The organism is Sanguibacteroides justesenii, from assembly GCF_003204205.1.
In the GTDB taxonomy this organism is placed as follows: Bacteria; Bacteroidota; Bacteroidia; order Bacteroidales; family Marinifilaceae; genus Gabonibacter; species Gabonibacter massiliensis.
Genome location: NZ_QJPL01000006.1, coordinates 71,758 through 95,293 on the forward strand (window position 1 = coordinate 71,758; position 23,536 = coordinate 95,293).

22 protein-coding genes and 4 tRNA genes are annotated in these 23,536 nt (G+C 41.0%); 18 read left to right on the top strand and 8 right to left on the bottom strand.

Annotation, left to right across the window (positions count from 1 at the left end; genetic code table 11):
• The first annotated feature begins 135 nt into the window (after positions 1-135).
• The 14 genes from DMB45_RS10720 (at position 136) to DMB45_RS10785 (ending at position 11,597) form a co-directional block, all read left to right on the top strand.
• On the top strand, positions 136-780 hold the full coding sequence (locus tag DMB45_RS10720; protein ID WP_041504175.1) for a hypothetical protein: 645 nt from the start codon (positions 136-138) through the stop codon (positions 778-780).
• A 19-nt stretch (positions 781-799) separates the two neighbouring features.
• Positions 800-1,642, top strand: coding sequence for a DUF3822 family protein (locus DMB45_RS10725; RefSeq protein ID WP_041504174.1), 843 nt, complete (start codon positions 800-802; stop codon positions 1,640-1,642).
• On the top strand, positions 1,630-2,166 hold the full coding sequence (locus DMB45_RS10730; protein ID WP_041504173.1) for an RsmD family RNA methyltransferase: 537 nt from the start codon (positions 1,630-1,632) through the stop codon (positions 2,164-2,166). The genes DMB45_RS10725 and DMB45_RS10730 overlap by 13 nt, the downstream gene beginning before the upstream one ends.
• 95 nt (positions 2,167-2,261) lie before the next feature.
• A complete protein-coding gene (locus DMB45_RS10735; protein WP_041504172.1) occupies positions 2,262-3,248 on the top strand; it encodes a hypothetical protein in 987 nt (328 codons plus the stop codon).
• A gap of 162 nt (positions 3,249-3,410) precedes the next feature.
• Positions 3,411-4,427 (top strand): phosphate ABC transporter substrate-binding protein PstS, encoded by a 1,017-nt coding sequence (gene pstS, locus DMB45_RS10740; RefSeq protein ID WP_235375111.1) that lies wholly within the window; start codon positions 3,411-3,413, stop codon positions 4,425-4,427.
• A gap of 57 nt (positions 4,428-4,484) precedes the next feature.
• A complete protein-coding gene (pstC, locus tag DMB45_RS10745; protein WP_041504170.1) occupies positions 4,485-5,336 on the top strand; it encodes a phosphate ABC transporter permease subunit PstC in 852 nt (283 codons plus the stop codon).
• Between the two features lie 4 nt (positions 5,337-5,340).
• Positions 5,341-6,204, top strand: coding sequence for a phosphate ABC transporter permease PstA (gene pstA / locus DMB45_RS10750; RefSeq protein ID WP_041504169.1), 864 nt, complete (start codon positions 5,341-5,343; stop codon positions 6,202-6,204).
• Between the two features lie 18 nt (positions 6,205-6,222).
• Positions 6,223-6,993, top strand: coding sequence for a phosphate ABC transporter ATP-binding protein PstB (gene pstB, locus DMB45_RS10755; protein ID WP_041504168.1), 771 nt, complete (start codon positions 6,223-6,225; stop codon positions 6,991-6,993).
• A gap of 36 nt (positions 6,994-7,029) precedes the next feature.
• Positions 7,030-7,734, top strand: a complete 705-nt coding sequence (locus DMB45_RS10760; protein WP_041504167.1) for a phosphate signaling complex PhoU family protein — start codon at positions 7,030-7,032, stop codon at positions 7,732-7,734.
• Between the two features lie 4 nt (positions 7,735-7,738).
• The gene (locus DMB45_RS10765) at positions 7,739-8,410 is read left to right on the top strand and encodes a response regulator transcription factor (RefSeq protein ID WP_041504166.1); all 672 of its coding nucleotides are present in this window, start codon (positions 7,739-7,741) and stop codon (positions 8,408-8,410) included.
• Between the two features lie 20 nt (positions 8,411-8,430).
• Entirely contained in the window at positions 8,431-10,191 is a 1,761-nt protein-coding gene (locus DMB45_RS10770; protein ID WP_041504165.1) for a sensor histidine kinase, read from the top strand.
• A 144-nt stretch (positions 10,192-10,335) separates the two neighbouring features.
• On the top strand, positions 10,336-11,013 hold the full coding sequence (locus DMB45_RS10775; protein WP_041504164.1) for a NigD1/NigD2 family lipoprotein: 678 nt from the start codon (positions 10,336-10,338) through the stop codon (positions 11,011-11,013).
• A gap of 230 nt (positions 11,014-11,243) precedes the next feature.
• Positions 11,244-11,325 (top strand) — tRNA-Tyr (locus tag DMB45_RS10780).
• A 196-nt stretch (positions 11,326-11,521) separates the two neighbouring features.
• Positions 11,522-11,597: transfer RNA gene (locus DMB45_RS10785), tRNA-Gly, on the top strand.
• 61 nt (positions 11,598-11,658) lie between these two features.
• Here DMB45_RS10785 and DMB45_RS10790 read toward each other — a convergent pair.
• The 8 genes from DMB45_RS10790 to DMB45_RS10825 form a co-directional block, all read right to left on the bottom strand.
• Positions 11,659-12,924, bottom strand: coding sequence for a hypothetical protein (locus tag DMB45_RS10790; RefSeq protein WP_146216440.1), 1,266 nt, complete (start codon positions 12,922-12,924; stop codon positions 11,659-11,661).
• A gap of 328 nt (positions 12,925-13,252) precedes the next feature.
• Positions 13,253-13,326: transfer RNA gene (locus DMB45_RS10795), tRNA-Pro, on the bottom strand.
• 100 nt (positions 13,327-13,426) lie between these two features.
• Positions 13,427-13,517: transfer RNA gene (locus tag DMB45_RS10800), tRNA-Ser, on the bottom strand.
• A gap of 90 nt (positions 13,518-13,607) precedes the next feature.
• Complete coding sequence (locus DMB45_RS10805) at positions 13,608-14,069, bottom strand: hypothetical protein (protein ID WP_052634785.1); 462 nt, start codon at positions 14,067-14,069, stop codon at positions 13,608-13,610.
• 11 nt (positions 14,070-14,080) lie between these two features.
• Positions 14,081-14,476, bottom strand: a complete 396-nt coding sequence (locus DMB45_RS10810) for a hypothetical protein (protein ID WP_041504162.1) — start codon at positions 14,474-14,476, stop codon at positions 14,081-14,083.
• A 21-nt stretch (positions 14,477-14,497) separates the two neighbouring features.
• Positions 14,498-15,061 carry an RNA polymerase sigma factor gene (locus DMB45_RS10815; RefSeq protein ID WP_110688766.1) on the bottom strand — a complete coding sequence of 188 codons (564 nt, stop codon included), beginning with the start codon at positions 15,059-15,061 and terminating at the stop codon, positions 14,498-14,500.
• Between the two features lie 76 nt (positions 15,062-15,137).
• Positions 15,138-16,142, bottom strand: a complete 1,005-nt coding sequence (locus DMB45_RS10820) for a glycosyltransferase family 2 protein (RefSeq protein ID WP_110688782.1) — start codon at positions 16,140-16,142, stop codon at positions 15,138-15,140.
• 37 nt (positions 16,143-16,179) lie between these two features.
• The gene (locus DMB45_RS10825) at positions 16,180-17,088 is read right to left on the bottom strand and encodes a lysophospholipid acyltransferase family protein (RefSeq protein WP_052634783.1); all 909 of its coding nucleotides are present in this window, start codon (positions 17,086-17,088) and stop codon (positions 16,180-16,182) included.
• Between the two features lie 212 nt (positions 17,089-17,300).
• On the opposite strand from DMB45_RS10825, the gene DMB45_RS10830 reads away from it, so the two are divergent.
• The 4 genes from DMB45_RS10830 (at position 17,301) to tpx (ending at position 23,485) form a co-directional block, all read left to right on the top strand.
• Positions 17,301-19,160: a DUF349 domain-containing protein gene (locus DMB45_RS10830; protein ID WP_041504159.1), complete on the top strand. Its 1,860-nt coding sequence runs from the start codon at positions 17,301-17,303 to the stop codon at positions 19,158-19,160.
• Between the two features lie 182 nt (positions 19,161-19,342).
• Entirely contained in the window at positions 19,343-20,938 is a 1,596-nt protein-coding gene (locus tag DMB45_RS10835) for a CTP synthase (RefSeq protein ID WP_041504158.1), read from the top strand.
• Between the two features lie 55 nt (positions 20,939-20,993).
• Complete coding sequence (gene yidC, locus DMB45_RS10840) at positions 20,994-22,838, top strand: membrane protein insertase YidC (RefSeq protein WP_041504157.1); 1,845 nt, start codon at positions 20,994-20,996, stop codon at positions 22,836-22,838.
• A gap of 137 nt (positions 22,839-22,975) precedes the next feature.
• Entirely contained in the window at positions 22,976-23,485 is a 510-nt protein-coding gene (gene tpx, locus DMB45_RS10845) for a thiol peroxidase (protein ID WP_041504156.1), read from the top strand.
• Positions 23,486-23,536: the final 51 nt, after the last annotated feature.

Sequence of the window (23,536 nt, forward strand, 5' to 3'; positions counted from 1 at the left end):
TATATTTGCGGACACTACCGCATTCATCGTGTAGGTGTTGTGCCGTTTTTAACTATGCAAAGATAGATAAAAACGTCATCATAAACAGAAAGAACTAACTTGTTTAACGTATTAATAATATACTGACGAAAAAAAATGAAAAAGATTATTATTCAAGTCATTTTAGCTCTTGTAGCGATTTTTTTAGCATACAAATGCTACGAAAGCGTAAACAATCCTTTGGAATTCCAAAAGTTAAAAGACCAGAGATATAGTAGAATCATTCAACGTCTGAAAGATATCAGAACCGCTCAGGAATCTTATAAGAATCTTTACGGTAGATATACAGGTAGTTTCGATACCCTCATTTATTTTGTGAAACACGACTCCCTGAAGACTGTTCGCGCTATCGGCGAACTGACAGACGATCAGCTTGAAGCAGGAATAACCGAACAAGAGGCGTTGAAAAAAGGCCTTATTATCCGTGATACCATCAGAGTAGCCGCCTTACAGGAGCTCTTCGGAGAAAATTATCCTATCGACGACATTCGTTACGTTCCCTTCACCAACAGAAAATATGAATTTTCTCTAAAAGCGGATATCATTCCGACAGAAGCAGGCGTGGATGTCCCTGTTTTTGAAGCCAGTACTTCCAACATGACTATTTTTGACGACAAAATGGAAGATTTCAGAGATGCAGTTTTAGAAGAAAACGGTGAAAGAATCAGATTACATAAATACCCCGGATTAAAAGTAGGAAGTGTAAAAGAGGCTAACAATAACGTAGGGAATTGGGAGTAATCCGTAAAATCTTAATTCCATGCAAGGAGTTTATTATACAGACAAAAATTATATTTACGAATCTTCTGTAAAATCGATATTATCCATCCGTTATGCAACGGATGGATTTTCATTTTGCGTTCATGACGAAAAAGACCAGTTGGTTGTTTTCGCTCACCAGCCTTTTCAAGTCGATTCTTCGGACGCAGTCCTGGCAAAAGTGGAAAACTACATAGTCAACGACCGCATTCTAAATTTAAAATTCAAACAGGTTTATGTCATTCCTTGCAGCAAAGCCAAAAATCTGATCCCTTCCGATTTTTTCCAAACAGATGCACTAAGTTTACTCTACCGGATCCAACAGGAAACGAACCCGGAAGAAGAGCTTATATATCATCATATCGAACGTATCGATGCTTACTTGGTAGAGGGTATCCCGTACAAGTTTCATCAATTTCTTCGAGAACATTATCCCGCAATAGAGATAGCCAATAGCGCCTATAATCTCATAAGACAGGCGAGTGCCAAAACTCTTCGCCAGATGGAGCAACTATTCGTTGACATTCAGGACCGCTATTTCGACCTCCTTTTGTTTCGCGATACCCGATTGCTGCTCTTCAATTCGTTTCATTACCAGCACCAAACAGATATCGTTTACTTTATCCTGAATGTGCTTAGAGAATCCGGTGCGGAAAAAGACAACGTACACCTCTCCATTTCAGGTTTACCCGTAAAGGATCAAAAATTCAGAGGGGTACTCGAAAGTTATATCCCGCATATCTATTACCCGCAGGAGCCGATCTTAAACACTCTTCTCCAGGATAAGGAATTCAATAACTCTTATTTCATTCATTTGTTAAACTTTCATAGATGCGGATTATAAGCGGTACACACAAAGGGAAACAACTATTCCCGGATAAAAACTTTAAGGCCAGACCGACCACGGACTTCGCTAAAGAGAATTTGTTTAACGTGCTCAACAACTACATCGATATTGAAAACATTCGAGCCTTAGACCTATTTTCCGGAACCGGCAGCATCAGCTACGAATTAGCTTCCCGCGGTGCTGAAAAGATCGTTTCTGTAGAAGCAAATTACAATCACTTCTCTTTCATTAAAAGAACAGCCCTACAATTAGGATTCAAAAATATCGCCATATATAAAACAGACGCATTTATAGCTTGCAAAAAATTGAAAGGACAACATTTCGGACTTATTTTTGCCGATCCCCCCTATGATCTACCCAATATCACAGAGATCCCCGCGGCTATTTTCGATAACGACCTACTTTCCCCCGACGGCATTGCTGTCATAGAACACCCCGCAACGGTGGACTTTTCTTCTTTCCCGCATTTCCTCGAACATAGGCAATACGGTAGTGTAAATTTTTCCCTTTTCAGAAAATAACCATCCTTAACAATTTCGTCACTAAACGTTAATATTCAAGAAACCTTTTCAGTCTACTTTCGCTTTCGAAAAAAAGAACCTTAAAATTAGACAAAATGAAAAGGATTTTATTTATTATCGTTTTAACTGCTTTATCTATCGGCAGTTTTGCACAAGAAGAAAAAAAAGAAAACAAATTAAAAATCACGGGTTCACCGATTGTTACCGTTTTTGCAAACTATCATGTGGGCTTAGGGCGTGCGAACAAGGAATCCGGATTCGCACTGGACCGTTCCTATCTCGGCTACCAATTCAACTTATCTCCGAAATTAAGCGGGAAATTGGTATTCGATATCGGATCGACTAAAGTTTCGGGTTCAGATCTGGAAAGAGTCGCTTACGTGAAGAATGCGATGTTAAGCTGGAAAACCGGAGACCTCACTCTCGATTTCGGTCTGATCGGCCTCGAACAATTCAATGTTCAGGAGAAATTTTGGGGATACCGTTACATTATGAAATCTTTCCAGGACGAGTACAAGTTCGGATCCAGTGCAGACATGGGAATCATCGGAAAATACAAATTTACCGACTGGCTCCGGGCCGACATTACCTTTATCAACGGAGAGGGGTACAAGAAACTGAACAACGACAATAAGTACCGCTATGGCTTGGGGGTCACTCTCAATCCGGTCAAATCATTAACGATCAGAGGATATTTTGACATATCTAACAAAAACATCGATGGCGAAGGGACCAAAGATCAACAGAACTTAGCTCTTTTCGCCGGTTATAAACACGAGCATTTTTCCTTAGGAGCCGAATACAACAAAATGTATAACACGAAATTTAAGAAAGACCGGGACCAATCCGGTTATTCCATCTATACCTCTGTTAAATTGGCCTCCAAATTCAACCTCTTCGGAAGATACGACAATCTGACATCCAAAGACGACTGGAGCAATGCCGACGGCCAAAGAATACTTGCCGGCATTCAGTATTCCCCGATCAAATATTTAAAGATCGCTCCCAATTTCACGTCATGGAATCCTTATTCCGGAAAATCAACGGCCTTCGGCTATTTGAATATCGAATTTAAACTATAACGACTCCTCCGTTCAGGCTTAACAAAAATGTAACAAACGCGTAACAAACGTGTCATAACATCAACGTAATATTGTAAAGTCTAAAAAAGTACAGAATGTGTTAAACATAATTTGAAAAACATGAAAAATCTATTACTCATCAGTATTCTTATCATTTCCACGATGCTCTCCGGCAATGCAACCCCCGCAGATGCCGCATCAAACAAAAAAGAAAAGGTTACGGGAGCCGGAGCCACCTTCCCTCTTCCGTTTTATAACCTGGCATTTAAAACTTATCAGCAAAAAAACGGGACGACTGTCACCTACGGAGGAATCGGCAGCGGAGGAGGAATCAGAAGTCTAAAAGATAGAATCGTAGATTTCGGCGGGACAGATGCTTTTCTTTCCGAAAAAGAGCTGAAAGAGATGCCTTATGAAACGATTCATATTCCTACCTGTATGGGAGCCGTGGTAATGGCTTATAACCTACCGGAAGTAAAAGATTTGAAACTTACGGGTGAAATCATTGCCGATATCTACTTAGGAAAAATCAAGAAATGGAACGACCGTCGGATACAAGCCGCTAACCCGGGAGTCGCTCTTCCCGACAAAGAGCTCACCCCGGTGTATCGTTCCGACGGTAGCGGTACTACATTCGTATTCAGCGATTACCTGACAAAAATCAGTAATGACTGGAAAGAACAAGTAGGAACCGGCAAATCGTTGAAATGGCCGGCAGGCATTGCCGCCAAGGGAAATCCCGGAGTAGCCGGAGTGATCATTCAAACAGCAGGGTCTATCGGTTACGTGGGATCGGAGTATGCTTTCTCTCTTAAAATCCCCATGGCCCAATTACAAAACAAGGCCGGCAATTACGTCAGTCCGACAACGGAAAGCATTTCCGCGGCCGCTTCCGGAGATATACCTGCCGACACCCGTACTATGATCACCAACTCTCCCGCCGTCGATGCCTATCCTATCAGTTGTTTCACCTGGATTATTCTCTATAAAGAACAATCTTACAACGACAGGAAAATAGAACAAGCACAAGCCACCGTCGATCTGTTGAGCTGGATGCTAAGCGACGAGGCCCAGGCCTTAACCACAAAAGTACACTACTCTCCCCTTCCTGCATCTGCCGTTAAAAATGCACAAGCCCTTTTAAAATCCGTCACGTTCAACGGAAAAACAATGAAGTAATACTAAAATCTTGTGGCGATGTATTATCGCCACAAGACTTACATTAAACATAATGATATGTCGGACTATCTATTCAAACGTCTACTAATCATCTGCTGTATTTTCATACTTTTAATATGTGCGGGAATGGTCTATTCCCTCGTTAGCGGAGCCTTCCCTGCTTTTCATCATTACGGATTCCTCAACTTTATCGGTACGGCCGACTGGAATCCTCATCCAGACAACGAAACTTACGGAGCTTTATCCTTTATAATAGGAACCTTGCTTACTTCATTTTTAGCGTTACTGTTCTGCATCCCGTTTTCATTGCCCGTGGCCCTTTTTACCGGAGAATATTTCAAAGGCAAAAGAATAGCCGTCTTCATCAGCTCCACCATTGATCTATTAGCGGGGATTCCTTCCATCGTCTACGGTCTATGGGGATTTTATACCCTTCGTCCGCTGATGGTAGAATGGGGGATCAATTCACAGGGATTCGGTATCCTCACCTCTTCCATCGTATTAGCGATCATGATCATTCCCTACGCCTCTTCCCTCAGCGGGGAATTTATTGCTATGGTCCCCAACGAACTGAAAGAAGCGGCATACAGTTTAGGAGCGACACGCTATGACGTTATCCGGACAGTCACGTTCCCGGCTGCCGGTTCCGGTATTTTCGCAAGCTACATTTTAGCACTCGGAAGAGCCCTCGGAGAGACCATGGCCGTGACCATGCTGATCGGAAATACCAACAACGTTCCCCTTTCGTTGGGAGACACGGGAAACACGATGGCGAGTATCATCGCCAATCAATTCGGGGAGGCCGACGGAATCAAACTCAGCTCCCTCATTGCCATCGGCTTATTACTATTCTTAATTACCGCTATCATCAACATGATAGCCAAACTCATCATCAAAAAACTTCATTAATAAGATGGCATCCATAAGATACAGAACGATCAAAGACAGGATATTTTTCTATACCATCTGTTCATTAGCCTCCCTGACCGTCATCCCCCTATTTATGATCATCGGGGAATTGATAAAAAAAGGATACAAACAGATCAACTGGAATTTCTTTACCGAAACAGCCCCCAGCACCTTAGACGCCATGCTCGCCAAAGGCACGGGAGAAATCATTCCCGGGGGTATCGCCAACGGAATCACCGGAACCTTACTCATGGTAGGAATGGCTACCGTTATTGCCATACCGGTTGGTATTATGGCCGGAATTCATCTTTCGGAAAAACCCAGAACCCTATTTTCAAACACTACCCGCTTCTTTACCGACCTGATTCAAGGAAGTCCCTCTATCGTTATCGGTATTATCGCTTACAGTTGGATCGTAAAGCCGCTGAGCAGCTACTCTGCCTTAGCAGGCAGCGTCGCTTTAAGCATCATGATGCTCCCCCTGATCATAAGATCCACCGAAGAGACATTAAAAATGCTACCGGGTTCGTTAAAAGAAGCCGGACTCGCACTCGGAGCCTCTTATACGAGCGTAATTTTAAAACTACTACTCCCGTCTGCTTTCGGAGGTTTGTTCACAGGTATATTGTTAGCAGTTTCCCGTGTAATGGGAGAAACAGCTCCATTGATGCTGACAGCCCTCGGAAGCACGGTCATCAATTGGGATGTCACAGCTCCGACCAGTGCCGTTCCCCTTTTAATTTGGGAGTTTTATAACGATCCCAACCTGATCGATATGATCTGGAGTTCCTCGCTTTTCCTCCTATTACTCATATTATCGCTCAATCTAATAGCCAAACATATAGCCAATAAATGGAGAAATCAATAATATAATCAATAACGACCTATGGTATCTACAGCAAATCCCATATTACAACTACAAGAGGTTTCGATCTCCTACACCCCCGGCAAAAACGCCGTCAATCGCGTGAATGCCCGTATCGAAGAAAAAAAGATTACGGCCATTATGGGGCCCTCCGGCTGCGGGAAAAGTACTCTTTTACGAGCCATAAACCGAATGCACGAACTCTATCCGGATATCCGCATTACGGGTGAAATCCTTTTAAACGGGAAAAACATATTAAAGACGAACCCCATGGAAGTCAGGCGCATGGCCGGTATGGTCTTTCAAAGGCCCAATCCATTTCCGACCATGAGCATATATGATAATGTCATTGCCGGTTATAAACTAAACGGAATTCGTTTACCTCGTAAAGAAAAAGATCAGATCGTCGAACAAAGCCTGCAAAATGTCGGATTATGGGAAGAGGTCAAAGACGCTCTCTATAAAAAAGGAACCTTCCTTTCCGGCGGACAGCAACAACGCCTGTGTATCGCCAGGGCGTTGGCTTTAAAACCGCAAATTTTGTTAATGGACGAACCGACTTCCGCATTGGATCCCATCGCCACCAACCGGATTGAAGAGTTACTTTTGGAACTTAAAAAAGAATTTACGATCCTGATCGTTACTCACAATATGTCGCAGGCTGCCCGAATTTCCGATTACTCCATGTTTATGTATTTGGGGGAATTAATCGAGTACGATGAAACTCAAAAGATGTTCACCGCCCCGCAAGACAAACGGACCGAAGAATATCTCACCGGGCAATTCGGTTAATCAATCAGAAGAGTCAGACCATTTAATCATTACGACATGAATACCATCAGAGAAAACTATTTAGAAAAAATAAGAGAAGATTTTGAAGTACTCTCCAAAATCGTATTCCTTCAAATGGATTATATCAACCAACTAACGGTAGATAATAAAAATCCCGAAATACACGCGGAAATAGAACATAACGAAACGATCATCGACGGCATGGAAATAAAAATCAGAGATGAAGTGATTCGTTCTATCGTCCTTTATTCCCCGAGAGCTACCGATTCCCGAAAGATCATGTCCTACCACGATATGACAGCCTATCTGGAACGAATCGGAGATCTCATTCTCAACATTGCCGATTTTTTAAAAGAGACCGATCGAAACGGCAAATGTTTCCTGACCCATGAAAAAATAATACGGGAACAACTCGCCATAGTAAAAAAAATGACACAAAATGCTATCTTTGCTTTCACCTGTGAAGACACCGAACTGGCAAAAGAAGTCATTCAAACGGATGACAGGGTGGATTTCCATCACAAAGAAATCATCCACGGTATTCCGGTTTGCTTTGTCGGTAAGACGATCAACGAACAGGATATGTTAGATGCTCTTTCCATAAGCGGTATGTCCTATAATATAGAAAGGATAGGAGATAACGCGACGAATATCGCAGAAGCGGCAATCTATTTAATGGAAGGGAAGAATGCAAAACATTTACATAAAAACGAAGATACTCCGGAACTCCCAATCGAATAAAACTATGGAAAAGAAACGAATTTTAGTCGTCGACGACGAAGCGGACTTACGAGAAATCCTGCAATTCAACTTGGAAAACGAGGGTTATATGGTCGATACGGCCGAATCAGCGGAACAGGCCTTAAAAATATTAACGAAAGAACACGAATTGATCTTGTTAGATGTCATGATGACGGGAATCTCCGGATTTAAAATGGCGGAAAGGCTTCGTAAAGAACTTCACAACACGACACCTATCATTTTCCTTACAGCCAAGGATACGGAAAATGACATGCTTACCGGGTTCAGTATCGGCGGAGACGATTACATTGCAAAACCATTTTCCATCAAAGAGGTATGCGCACGGGTAAAAGCCGTTCTGAAGCGGGTGGCCGCTACCCCGGAACAACAGATAGAGATCGGCGAGATTCTTATCAACGCGGTGACCAAACAAGTTATTGTCAACAAGCAATCTGTTCCACTTACCAAAAAAGAGTTCGAAATATTGTATATGTTAGCCAAAGCCCCCGGACGAATCTTTTCGAGGGAAGCTATCCTCCGTAACGTATGGGCCGATGACGGTTATGTTTTAGAGCGCACGGTAGATGTACACATCACCCGCCTGAGAAAAAAACTCGGGGAACAAGGACACTATATCGTGAACCGTTCCGGTTATGGGTATTGTATTGAAATTTAAATCATTAAAAACATCATTCGATGAAACTCTCTTATAAACAAAAATTATTTTTATATTTCTTTGTCGTATTTTCCATTTTCACGATAGGAATTATTTTTTTCCAACAAAAAAGAGAAAAAGCGTATAAAACAGAAAATTTACGCACGACACTCAACGACTACGCGACGATTCTTGCCCAATATGTCGATACGAAGCAGCTGGTACGGGATCATCGTATCGATTCCATCCAGAATATATTACAAATTCTTCCCCATAATCTACGGGTAACCTTGCTTAATCGTACGGGAAAAGTATTATTCGACAATAGCATAGAGCAGGATAAAGAGATCGAAAACCATTTGCAACGTCCCGAGATCCAGGCTGCGTTAATACACTCCACGGGAGCAGCCGTTCGCCACTCGACCACCTTGGGCATAGAATACTACTACTATGCAAAAGCGTATCCTCATTTTTTTATTCGCGTCGCACTACCCTATGATATTGAAGTTCAGAATTTTCTAAAAACAGATAATATTTTTCTGTATTTCATCACGTTACTGTTTTTCATCGCCCTGATATCCCTCATTTACCTATCGGACAGATTTGGAAAAGCCATCTCCGGTTTAAAGGATTTCATCGTTTCGGCAGACCATCACAAGGTGGATTACAACCATATCCATTTCCCCCATACGGAACTCGGAGAGATCGGAAATAAAATCATTCGCAACTACCAATTGCTTGAAGAGAGTAACCGCCAAATTAATGTCGAACGGGATAAACTGCTGCGCCATTTCCATTACTCGGATGAAGGGATCGCCATATTCGCTGCTAACGGAGAAAAAATATACGCCAATACCCACTTTATTCAATACCTGAACACCTTATTGGACGAACCTACATTCCGCCTCGAAGGGATTCTGGAGCAACCCGATTTCATAAAACTGAACGAATTCTTAAAGAACAACACACCTGTCAATCCGAACGCACATACCATACCCGTGTTTCAATGCAAACTTTCCAAAGGAGGAAAACATTTTGCCCTCAAATTACTTTTGTTTACGGATAACAGTTACGAGATTACCCTGAACAACATCTCCGACAATGAAAAAAACAGATTACTCAAACAGGAGATGACAAATAATATCGCACACGAACTGAAAACTCCCGTAAGCAGCATTCGGGGCTATATCGAAACCCTATTGGAACAACCGGACATTACTCCCGACAAACAACATTTCTTCCTGGAGCGAACCTATTCCCAAGTCGTCAGGCTTTCCGACCTGATCCGGGATATCGCTTTAATCACCAAAACGGAAGAAGCTTCGGAGCTTTTCCAAAAAGAAGAAGTTAACGTATACACGACCGTACAAGAGGTTATCGCAGACCTGAACGATGCACTTACCTCCCATAGTATCACCGTACAAAACCATATCAAAGAAGATTTGTTTATCGAAGGAAACAAAACCTTGATTTACGCCATATTCCGTAACTTAATGGACAACTCCATCAACTACGCGGGAGATCACATTATCATTGTTATCGATAACTATACAAACGATCAGGAATTTTGTTATTTCTCTTATTATGACACAGGACAAGGAGTCGACGAAATGCACTTGCACAGACTCTTCGAACGTTTCTACCGCGTATGCGAAGGAAGAAGCCGCCAAACGGGAGGATCGGGCTTAGGACTTTCTATCGTAAAGAACGCCGTGTTATTCCATAAAGGAGAAATATCCGCCAAAAACAGAAAAGAAGGAGGTTTGGAATTCCTCTTCTCCTTACGGAAAAAACTCTTCTGAATCCCACGTATGCGCCTCGAAGCAAAAAGGAAGTTTTGATTTTTCAGACTTCCTTTTTATAATTTAAGATTTTCACACGCAACCTTTTATTTCCCCACTCATCTATTAAACAGAAAACAGAATAAACCGACAAGTAAACAGGATATGAAAATCGAAAGAATATTACGTCTGACCGTACTATTTATCATTGCCGTTCTCGTCGTTGCTTCTTGTGATGACGATGGGTACAGCCTGAGCAAGTTTTCGATTAGTTATGGAGTTATCCATAAATCAGCCGAGGATAGCTATACCGTAAAATTGGATAACGGTTCTGTTATATATCCGTCCTACTCCGATGTTCCGACCCAAAACTTACAGGACAGCACGCGTTTATTGGTTGATTTCACTATTCTTCAGGATGCGATACCCGGCAGCAAATTTGATTATTATGTAAGGATCAATGGAATTGAACGGATTTTAACCAAAAATATACTTCCCTATTCGGAAGAGATTTTAGATAGCTTAGGAAATGATCCCGTTATCGTGAACGATTATTGGATCGCTCAAGATTTTCTCACGATCGAATTTTTCTTCGCCGGAGGGCTTGTGCAACACCTGATCAACTTAACGCAACATCAGGGATTGACGGAAGACGGGAAAGTACTGTTAGAATTTCATCACAATGCCAATAACGATCCGGATTGTTATAAACTCAATAGCGCCGTTGCATTTCCCTTAAACAAGATTTTCAACGAGACGGGCGACTCCGTCCAGCTTCGCGTACGGTATAAAGGTTTTGACGGAGAAGAACATTTCGATATAACCTATCGTCCCCGAAAATAAACTCATAATTGACGAAAAGGTGCATACGCCGTCCGACATTCCGGGCGGCTCTTCTATTCTCCTCTACAATAAATAACATGACATCCCGACATTTACAAGCCCCGTAAAACCATCCATTCGGAAACATTTCATGATCGTCCATTTGTAATTTTTCCTTTTATTCATTTGGATTATCCGAAAAACTACTTATCTTTGTACCCGCTAACGACAAGCAAACGTTCTTTGAACAAGGGCAGTTACCAGAGTGGCCAAATGGGGCTGACTGTAACTCAGCTGGCTTAGCCTTCGGTGGTTCGAATCCATCACTGCCCACGAATTTTTAATAGCGGATGCTGAAAGCATCCGTGATTGAAAAAAGTTTACCGTCAAAAGTCCGCTTTTGGAAGGTTAAATATTTTTCAATCAACATGAAAAGCATAGCTTTTCGCTATTAAAAATTAGTAAGGTCCCCCCTCTCAGGATCGCCGAACGAAGTGAGGCCATTCACACGGGACAGGAACTTATATTTGCGGAAATAGCTCAGTCGATAGAGCACTAGCCTTCCAAGCTGGGGGTCGCGGGTTTGAGTCCCGTTTTCCGCTCCACGAAAAAGCACTTACAAAAGTAAGTGCTTTTTTTATTTTTAATCATTTAGGATCTAATCATCTATTTAAAACGTGTCTCTTCCGTCTCCTCCAACGTACGTTTTTCAGAAGTAATCAATCCTCCCTTGTAACGTACTTTCCAGGTATGACCGCATTGCCGGCATTTGTAATTAAAAGCATATATTTGGTATTGGCGACGGAACCATTGATTGCGATCTACCCTTTCTTCTACAAGGGTATCCCCTTCCCAATAATGGGTAGTTACACTGTCGGATTGATGATCGTACTCCCATTTGGTCCCGTCTTTAGTCATTCCGAGAAAACTCAAATCATTGTAAATATTACATTTGGCACACCTTCTTTGAAGACGGGACTCCGTATGATAAAGGGCAGCAAAAAAAAGCAACACACAGATGACAACCAACACAAAGGCCAGGAATCCGTCGGCAAGTATCCACAGACATTCTCCCGCTATATACATCAATACCCCCGATCCTATCATCATTGCCCCACTAATGGAAACATTACTTTTGGAACGATCAAATAAATAACGTCGAAGAACCCGCACATTCAAATAGTAGAAACCGACAATACAAACAATAATGATAAAACCCAACACGATACCGATCATTATTCTCCGAATATCCCACGACGTACCGGCAACGTTTTTCTTAGCGGCAGTAAGTTCCTTGTAATATTTCTTATGATGCTCCCGAATGGTTTTTACCATCTCTTTCGGCACTGTAAATTTTACGGTCGATCCCGCCTCCGTGGGAACCAACGCTTCTTTATCGATCTTTCCCAAAAAAGCGTAAGATTTATCCGCGGGCGAAACACTAAAATAATTGGCATAATAATCCGGATAGGCTCGATTCAATCGTATGACATCTCCTTTATAAAAGGTTTGGGAAACAGACAACGGAAGACCTTCATACCAACTGCCATAAACAACTTCCACCGTCCCCACGACAGAATCGAGTACAACTTCATAATTACGCACTCCCTCCAAATAGGTTCCCAGGACAGATACGGGAATAAAGCCTCCAAGGGAACCACTTCTTTTAGGTACAATAAGCCATTTACTATCGTAAGAAAGCCTTAGATCAATCACACGACCTTTACCCACGATATACGTTACAACACGAGAGCCGATTTTTTTATCTTCATAAACGGGGACACTATCCTGTTGAGCATACCAGACTCTCTTTTTATACCATGTTTGGGCCTCTAGCTCGCTGACGGACAAAAACACAGTAACCGACAGCAACATAACACGCCCCACGAATAATCTAAAATCTCTACTCCTTTTCCTTGAAAAAACACTCATATCAATTTCCATTAACAAACATGCATCAAAGTTAAAAATTATATCCGAATTTCAATACATTCAAATGGAAATACCAATTATCACCTCTTATAGAGTCAACAAATCCTGAAAATATATGCAATTAAGCATTACATTATATACAACTTATATATCTATAAAAATAATAGAAAAATCGCCTGTACATTTGAAGAAACACTCTCTTTTTTACAAAAGATTTGCAAAAAATCGTCCTATAATCAATAAAAACGCGTAAAAAAAAGGGAATAAACCATCGTTTTTCAATAAAAAAAGCAGCCACATTTACATGCAACTGCCTGTTTTTCAACTGTCGGGGTGACAGGATTCGAACCTGCGACCCTCTGCTCCCAAAGCAGATGCGCTACCGGACTGCGCTACGCCCCGAATCAATTTTGGGTAGCCCCTAAATAAAATCCCCTGAGGATTGTTCCCTAACCTTTCCGGATAGAAACCTTAATTACTTAAGATTCGATTTCAAAATCAGTGGCGGAGAGAGGGGGATTCGAACCCCCGGTACAGTAATCCCGTACGACAGTTTAGCAAACTGTTGGTTTCAGCCACTCACCCATCTCTCCATTTGCGGAGACAAAAGTAGCGTTTTTTACCGTTCCCGCAAGTTTTTACGGGACTTTTTTATATATTTTTCGATTTAATCGCTAAATATTTCACTTCATAGTCGTTTTTTCCGGTTTATTCCCCGGACATTTTCCCAACTTTTTCCACAACTGACGATGGAATTTCCGCTCTGCTTCCATCATTAACCACAATTTACGGGCAGATAGCTCTTTTACGATTTTCTGATAATAGTCCCTTTTAAGGCTTTGCATTCGCTCTTCCGCTTTCAAGATCGTTTCGATATTGGTTTGTGCCTCTTTTTCCGTTATGTCCCCGGAAAACTTCGTTGCCAAATCACGAATGACATTTCCCGCTTCTCGAATTTTCTTTTGCATCTCGTTATACAAAGGCCAAAACTTAACGGCCTCTTCCGGAGTCAGGTTCATCTCTTGAGTAAAAAAAGCCACTTTCTGAGCCTCGAACTCCTTTCTTTTCTCCTCACTTAATTTTCCTTGCGCAAAAAGTGAGAACGTAATTCCCAACATTCCTATAATCAAACCTACTTTTTTCATAAACATTCTCTTTAGTTACTCAATCTGATACCGTCAAAAAAATATTTACCCATATCCACCTCTTGTGCCAAATACTCTATAATTTCTTCCTGGGTCGGATTAAAATCTTCGTCCAATTCGGTTTCGTGCAAACCGCTTTCATCGGTCTTTACAATGCTGTTCCCCTCCCTCAGCAACCTTTTATTTTCATCCACAAAACGAGGAAAAATCCATTGGACAACGAAAATGGCAAACAGGAATGTTGCCGTCAACCCCAAGTAGGGTTTTACCATCTGTATATAACTCGTTTTCACCGGATGCTTCGCTTCCTCCACCCGATCCATGATCCGGGATTCCAACGAATCGAAGTATCCCTCCGGAACCGCAAAAGGATTCTTTTTCTTATATTTATCATTCAAATCATCCATGATCGTTCATTTTAAGTCGTTTCAATATTCAAATTCCTGCAATGTATCTGAAATTTTCAGACTCTCTTCTATTTTCTTTACCGCCATATGGTAGGTCGCTTTCAATGTCCCGACAGCAACATTCAAAATCTCTGCCATGTCTTCATACTTCATATCATCATAATATTTCATATTAAAGATCATGCGCTGGCGTTCCGACAACCTTAAAACGGCTTTCTGCAATTCCCGTTGTATATTATCTCCGTCAAAATAAGGATCGCTTTCCAACCGATTTTCCAGCATTACTGTTATCTCTTCGGAATTCCCGTAAGGCTTTCTTCGTTTTTCATTTAAAAAATTAATCGCTTCATTGGTAGCCACCTTATACATCCATGTAAATAATTTAGCTTCGTAACGAAATTCCTCAATCCCTTTCCAGATTTTCACAAAAACATTTTGCAAAATATCATTGCTATCCTCATGGTTGATCACGATTTTCCGGATATGCCAATACAGTCTTTCCCCGTACTCTTTTATCAGCATCCGAAATGCCTGATCCTCTCCACGTTCGGAATGGAACAATTCTATTATCTCTTCATCACTCATTAATCTACACTATATTATCTATATGCTTTTTTATTTGAGACAACAGATACCTTCGAAGGTTTATTATATCTCCCGATTATTTTAATCTCAAATCCGAAAATTTCTTTTTCCCGAACAAGAAGTAGCCTATCACGATACTTTTCCCGTATACGCCTTTACAAACTACATTTTTTCCTTCCGGAACATATTTCGATTTTAGTCCATAGTAAGCGATATAAGCCCGATACACCGACCGGGCATTGGCGAATTCTCCTTTTAATAAAAAAAGAAAAGCAGCCAATAGATCGAACAGAAAACGAACGGTAAAAACCTTTAATCTATGCCCGCTTCCCAGATTCTTATACAGCATTAATAAATTATTGCGGTAATTCAGGAACAATTTCCGGGGATGATTCATAGGTAAGGACCCTCCGCCTAAATGAAAAACGACAGAATCTGGAATCACTTTCAACTGATATCCTTTGTTTTTCAAACGCCAGCAAAGATCGATCTCTTCCATATGGGCAAAGAACGTTTCGTCCAATCCGCCTGCATCCAAATACTCTTGCCGCCGAATGCACAAAGCGGCACCCGTGGCCCAAAAAACCTCCATTACCTCATCGTATTGTCCGGTATCAGCTTCTACACTATCCAATATACGGCCCCGACAAAACGGAAACCCTAACCAATCGATAAAACCGCCACAAGCCCCGGCATATTCAAACCGATTTTTTTGGCGATAGGAACGAATTTTCGGTTGAACACCGACCACATTCGGTTCTTTATCCAACAAGTCAATCAAAGGCTCTAACCATCCTTCTGTAACCGCCACGTCACTATTCAATAGAACGACGTATTCCGACTCTACCTTTTCGATGACCCGGTTATATCCCCCAGCGAAACCATAATTACGATCCAACAAAATCCGTTTCACCCGAGGGAACTCCCGTTTCAAGAACTCCACGGAAGCGTCGGTCGAACAATTATCCGCAACGATGATCTCTCCCAGCGCCACGTCAGTATTACGAATAACGGAAGGAAGAAATTCCCGCAATAATTTTTCCCCGTTCCAGTTCAATATGATAACTGCGACCTTATACATCCGACATGTTTTAAAATCCATTGATCTTCATCCGTTATTAACGCATCCGTCCCGAATCCCGTTTGTCTTCCCCCGTACCTTCAGGCCTCGTATGCTTCCATCTCCTATGCGACCAAAGCCAATACTCAGGTGTCTCCCGAATAAAAGATTCCAACAAACGAGTATGCATCTCGGTCAATTCACCGGGAGCCAAATTCGCCGGATGACTACACAAATCGACAAAATCGACCTCGTAATATCCCCGTTTAATCTTCCTCATATGCACGGAAACAACCGGAAAATCATACTTTCGGGCAATCTTTTCCGTCCCTAATAAAATAGGAGTATCCTGATTTAAAAAGTTCATCCAAAAATTCAAATTACGTCGATTAGGCGTCTGATCACCTATAAAACCAGCCAAAAACAGACGTTTCTCCGAACGATAACGATTAATTACCCGCAAAACGTCCTCTCTGGGAATCGGCTTGGCGCCAAAATGAGAACGGATCCGAAGGGTCATTTTGTTCATGATCGGATCATGAATCGGTTTATACAAAGGCAAAAAATCGACGCCATCACTCCATAAACTATACGAGGACATCCACTCCCAATTTCCGTAATGTCCCAAAACACCGATAACACTACGACCTTCCTGAAAATACTTCCGAGGAACAGAGGTATGGCGAAATACACACCGTTTCCGGATCGTTTTTTCCGACATATGCCATAATTTATACAACTCTATGGACAGGTCCGACAAGTGTCTATAAAATTTCCGTTCTATCTGTCTGATCTCTTTTTCGGTTTTCTCCGGAAAAGAACGACAAAGGTTTTTCCTGACCACGGAACGCCTGTAATGAAAAACATAATAAAGCAATCCGTAATTCATATCCGCAATCAGATACAAAATAGGAAAAGGTAAAAAACTCATGATCCAAAGGATACCATACAGGATATATGAAAACATGGCTGCATTTTATTACTTGCCAAAGATAAATCCTTTCGACATGAATTCCAAAAAAGAATTTATGATGCGTCCCTATTTCGGAAATACCTTATCCTGCATTCAAATCTTACCCTATTTTTAAACTTCTCACGTTCAATTTTCAATTATTAATTGTGATTCTCAGAATTAATAATTATTTTCGTGAGTTGAATGCGTTAAAAACACGAATAGATATGGAGCAAGATAACTTACAACAATCCGAGGAATTAAACGTTAACAATAACGTATCCCCGGAAACTTCGAACATCGAAACAGAAAACGAGGTTTCAGTTCAGGGGCAACCCGCACCGATAGAGAAAATCACCGTAAAGGAACCGCCGGTATGGGATTTTTCCAGTTTTAACACCGAAGAGATCATTTCCCATGCCAAAGAACTGATCACGAACTTTCCCGTATACCAGTTGAAAGTTTTAGAAACTCTTCCCCAGATATTCGAAACGCAATACGAAAAAGAGCAAGAAAAAGCTCGGAATGAATTTGTTCAGGCAGGACATCCCGTCGAAGAATTCAATTACCCGAATGACTCTAAAGAACGTTTCTACGGTGTATACCGACAATACCGGGAAAAGAAAACGGCATACTACAAAAAAACGGAAGAGGAGAAAGAGGAGAATCTGAAAATCAAACTTCAAATCATTGAAGAATTAAAGGAATTGGTCCAAAAAGAAGAGTCATTGAATAAAACATTTCAAGAATTCAGATCTTTACAGGAAAAATGGAGAAACACGGGGATGGTCCCTCAAGCCAATGTAAATGACTTATTGGAGACCTATCATCTGCACGTGGAGAATTTCTACAACTACATAAAAATCAACAAAGAACTCAGGGATCTGGATCTCAAAAAGAACTTGGACAGCAAGATCAATTTATGCGAACAAGCAGAGAAGTTGCTCGAAGAGAATAATATAGGAAACGCATTCAAACAATTACAACAGCTCCACCAGCAATGGAAGGAAATAGGTCCCGTCCCCAATGATCAAAAAGAGACCATCTGGGATCGATTCAAAGAGGCTACCAATAAAATAAACGATGCCTATCACAACTTTTTCGAGTCTTTAAAGAAAGAACAGGAAAACAACCTGAAAATCAAAGAGGAAATATGTATCAAGGCTGAAAATATTTCAATGGGAGAATACAATAATTTATCCTCTTGGAATGATGCGACGAAAGCAATTCTCGAATTGCAAGAGGAGTGGAGACATTCGGGAACCATTCCTCAAAAAGAGAGAAACAAAATCTATAAACGTTTCAGAACAGCTTGTGATGCCTTTTTTGAAAAGAAACGCAGATTTTATCAACAGACCCAGGAAGTTCAACAGAAGAATCTGGAACTAAAAATCGCTCTGTGCGAAAAAGTCGAAGCTATCCAGGACAGCACGGAATGGAGGACTACAACCGATAAAATCATTGCTTATCAACGGGAATGGAAAAAAATAGGTCCCGCACCCAAGAAATACTCGAACAAAGTATGGAATCGCTTCAGAACGGCCTGCGACTTTTTCTTCAACAATAAAAACGCTCATTTAAAGAATTTAGACTCCGACCAGCAAAAAAATCTGGAGATGAAAAAAGCGTTGATAGAAGAAGTTCGCAACTTCACGTTAAGTGACAATAATGAAGCAAATATCGAAACCCTTAAAAATTTCCAGGCCCGTTGGGTGGAAATCGGCTTCGTTCCCATAAAAGAGAAAGATGCCATACAGGCTGAATTCAGAAATTTGCTGAATTCTCATTTCGATCAACTTGATATTAATGAATTTGATAAAAACCTGGAGAAATTCAAGTCGAAAGTCAATACGTTCGACAACAGCGAAGATAAAGACACTAAAATCATCCAGGAAAGAGAAAAATTGGTGAACAAAATCAAACAGCTCGAAACGGATCTGCACGTTTGGGAAAACAACATCGGTTTCTTCTCCAAATCAAGCAACTCGGATACATTAATCAAAGAATTTTCTAATAAAATAGAAGCTGCCCGTCATAAGTTATCCCTGATGTACGAGAAGTTGAAAGTAATAGACAGCATGATCTGACATGCACGCAAATGATATAGAGGCGCTGTAAAAAGCGCCTCTTTTTATGCGATACATTATATTTTTTCTTACTTTTGCGTCTAAGTTTTAATTTGTCGGGGAAATTTTTGTTTAGTTCTGTGTAACAATGATTTTCGGTATTTGTAATAAAGAATAAAAATAATTATAAAACTATACATATCGTGTCAACAAAATATGTTTTCGTTACGGGAGGAGTGGCCTCCTCTTTAGGAAAAGGTATTATTGCTTCTTCTTTAGCAAAGCTTTTACAAGCGAGAGGTTATAAAGTGGCGAATCAAAAACTCGATCCGTACATTAATATCGATCCGGGTACTCTTAACCCGTATGAACACGGAGAATGTTATGTAACAAACGATGGAGCCGAAACGGACCTCGATCTGGGACATTACGAGCGTTTCACCAACTGTCCGACCTCTCAAGCCAATAACATAACCACCGGAAGAATATATCAAAATGTTATTAATAAAGAACGCCGGGGGGATTATTTAGGGAAAACGGTCCAAATCATTCCTCATATTACGGATGAGATCAAGCGTAATATCAAATTGCTGGGAGCAGAAGGCGATTACGACGTAGTTATTACCGAAATAGGAGGAACGGTAGGAGACATCGAATCTCTCCCGTTTATCGAGGCCGTTCGCCAACTTCGTTGGGAATTAGGAGAAAAATCCGTTTTCATTCACTTGACATTAGTTCCATACTTAACGGCATCCGGCGAATTAAAGACCAAACCGACTCAGCACTCCGTAAAATCGTTATTGGAAATAGGAGTACAACCCGATATCTTGGTATTACGCACGGAACACGAGTTAAGTAGCGATCTCAGGAGAAAAGTGGCTCTTTTCTGTAACGTAGACCCGAAAGCCGTCATTCAATCCATAGATGTAGACACGATATACGAGGTGCCCATCAAAATGAGAGACGAAAAATTAGATGAAATCGTATTATCTCAACTGGGATTACCACTGAAACACGAACCGGATCTCGAATCTTGGGAGCGTTTTCTATATAAATTCAAAAACTACAATCACCAGATTACCGTCGCTTTGGTAGGGAAATACGTTGAACTGCACGATGCTTACAAATCTATCGTGGAATCTTTTATACATGCGGGAGCGGTCAATGACTGTAAAGTCAACGTAAAATGGGTACATAGTGAAAATTTAACCAAAGAAAACATAGAAGAGACCATGAAAGGGGTAGACGGCATTTTGGTCGCCCCCGGTTTCGGTAACAGGGGTATTACAGGAAAATTAATAGCCATTGAATATGCCCGGACCAACAATATCCCGTTCTTCGGCATATGTTTGGGAATGCAAATGGCAGTTATAGAATACGCCCGTAATGTTCTCCATTTGGAAGGAGCGGACTCTGTCGAAATGTCTCCCAAAACCAAATACCCCGTAATCGACCTGATGGAATCTCAAAAAGAGATTACAAACAAAGGGGGAACCATGCGTTTAGGAGCTTACAAATGCGTATTGAAAGAAAACTCGAAAGCATTTGAGGCATATGGAGTGAAAGAGATAGAGGAGAGACATAGACACCGATACGAATTCAACGGACAATTTACCGAACAGTTCGAAAAAGCCGGCATGATCACCACAGGCATAAACCCGGAAACAGGACTTACGGAGATCATCGAGATCCCGTCCCTGAAATGGTTCGTGGGAACTCAATTCCATCCGGAATACAAGAGTACGGTAACCAATCCCCATCCTCTATTCGTGGCATTCATTAAAGCTTGTTTATCTTAATATAAATAACCTGGAAATATCAATTTGAAATCGAAATTAAAATTAAAATCACCCTATGGATAAAAATTCAATCTCAGGTTTAATTATCATTGCCTTAATATTAGTTGGGTATTCCTATTTTATGAGCCCGTCAAAAGAGGAGTTACGGGAAATGCATATCCGGGATTCCATTGCAAGGGTTGAAGCTCAAAGGTTAGCAGCTATTGAAAAACAGCAGAAAGAAGACTTCGCTCTCTCCCAGCAGGACAGCAGTTCAAAAACTGAAACCCCATTTTCTTTATTCAAACAGGATTCTCTGACTCCGGAAGAATTTACCCTGGAAAATAATAAAATCAAACTCCACATCGATAGTAAAGGAGGACGAATCACTTACGTCGATTTAAAAGGATATCGCACACACGATTCTTTACCTCTGGTCTTATGGCAGGCACAAACCAGCTCGTTGGGGCTAAATTTCTATATAAAAAATCATCAGATCAACACGGAAGAGCTGATCTTCACTCCCAACACGGATCAAAAGAAATTGGTTGCCGACCGACAAGAGCAAGTATTAAGCATGAGGGCTTACATCGACGATAACAAATACCTCGAGTTTGTTTACAAATTAGCCCCGGATACTTACATGGTGAATTTCAACATCAACACGCACAACTTAAATGAAGTTATCGCGCAAAATACATCATTTCTGACTCTATACTGGGGTGTTGATATGCCTCAATTAGAAAAAAGTAAAGATTTCGAGAACAGGTATACGGGAGTTTATTACAACTTCTCCGACGACGACGTGGAACACCTTTCTCCCTCGAGTGACGAAAAAACGGAATTGCCGACCAAAATCAAATGGGTCGCTTACAAGCAACAGTTCTTTTCATCGGTACTTATTGCTGACGATGCGTTCGCTAACGTAATGTTATCCTCCAACATCAACAACACACCCGGATATCTTAAAACAGCTTACGCGGAGATTCCTCTCCCCTATTCCGGCAAGGCTATCGAAGCATACGACATGCGTTTCTTCTTCGGCCCCAACTCTTATCCTATTTTAAGGGAATACGGAAAAGAGATCGACTTACCCGAATTAGTAGACTTGGGCTGGAAATGGATCGCTTGGTTCAACCGTTACGTGGTAATTCCTATTTTCAACTTTTTGGAAACACACGTAACCCTCAATTACGGATTAATTATCTTTTTACTGACTCTTATCATCAAATTGGTTCTTTTCCCGTTGACCTATAAATCCTATATGTCACAAGCCAAGATGAGGGTATTGAAACCCCAAATCGACGAGATCAATAAAAAGATTCCGGCAGACAAGGCTATGGAACGGCAACAGGCCATGATGAAATTATATAAACGGGCGGGAGTGAATCCTATGGGAGGATGTTTACCCATGTTATTACAAATGCCTATTTTGATCGCTCTTTTCTATTTCTTCCCCGGCGCAATCGAGTTGAGACAAAAAAGCTTTTTATGGGCTACGGACTTAGCTTCCTATGATTCCATCGCAACATTACCTTTTAACATTCCCTTCTACGGGAATCACGTCAGCTTGTTTTGTTTGCTGATGACTGTCACAAACATCATCTATATGGTCATGAATCAAAAAAACCAGCCCCAAAACGATCAAATGAAAGGTATGCAGGTGATGATGTACATTATGCCCGTTATGTTCCTTTTTATCTTTAACAGCTACTCCTCCGGATTGAGTTACTATTACTTCATAGCGACCTTGATCACCATTGTTCAAACGTGGGTTATCCGCAAATTCGTCAATGACGAGAAGCTTTTAAAACAAATCGAAATGGCCAAAGCAAAACCTGTGAAAAAATCCAGGTTCCAACAAAAATTAGAAGAAATGCAGCGGCAGCAAGAACAACACAGGAGGCAAAACAAAAAATAAAAGATTACAGTACCCTTTTAAAAAAAGGCTTTCTATGCTAAAAAGTTGTTTCTGTTATCAGGAACAACTTTTTTTGTAGAAAATAGTAAAAAACGTTAACCCCTTAACCTATCTTATCGTATGTCTACAAAAAAGATATGAATAGAATAGCAGTTACAATGAAAGGAAAACCGATTACTTTAATCGGCAAAACAACCCGAAAAGGGGAAGAAGCATTGAGGTTTTACGGAATGGGCCGCCAATTGGAAACCATTAGTTTAGAAGATTTTAAAAACAAAAACGTCCTTATTACCTCTTTCCTGTCGGTTGATATTCCTGCATGTGCTGCTCAGTTACATCGATTGGATAACATAGCGAAAAGCTTAGGCAAAGATCTCATGATCGTGGCGATCTCCTGCGATCTCCCGTATGCACAGGAACGCTTTTGTGAAATAGAGGGAATCCGTAATATCACCATGTTATCCGATTACAGAGACATTGATTTCGGCTTGAAATACGGTTTTCTCATTGACGAATTACGTTTACTTACCCAGGGGATCGTTATCATAAGTAAAGAGAGGAAAATAAAATACGTTGAATACGTTCCGGAGGTCACACAGGAACTCTCTTACGACAAACTATTGGCAGCCCTCGAATTTTTAGAGTGATTCGCTTTCCTTATAAACAATAGGGTTTGAAACGATTTTCTCTTTTCAAAC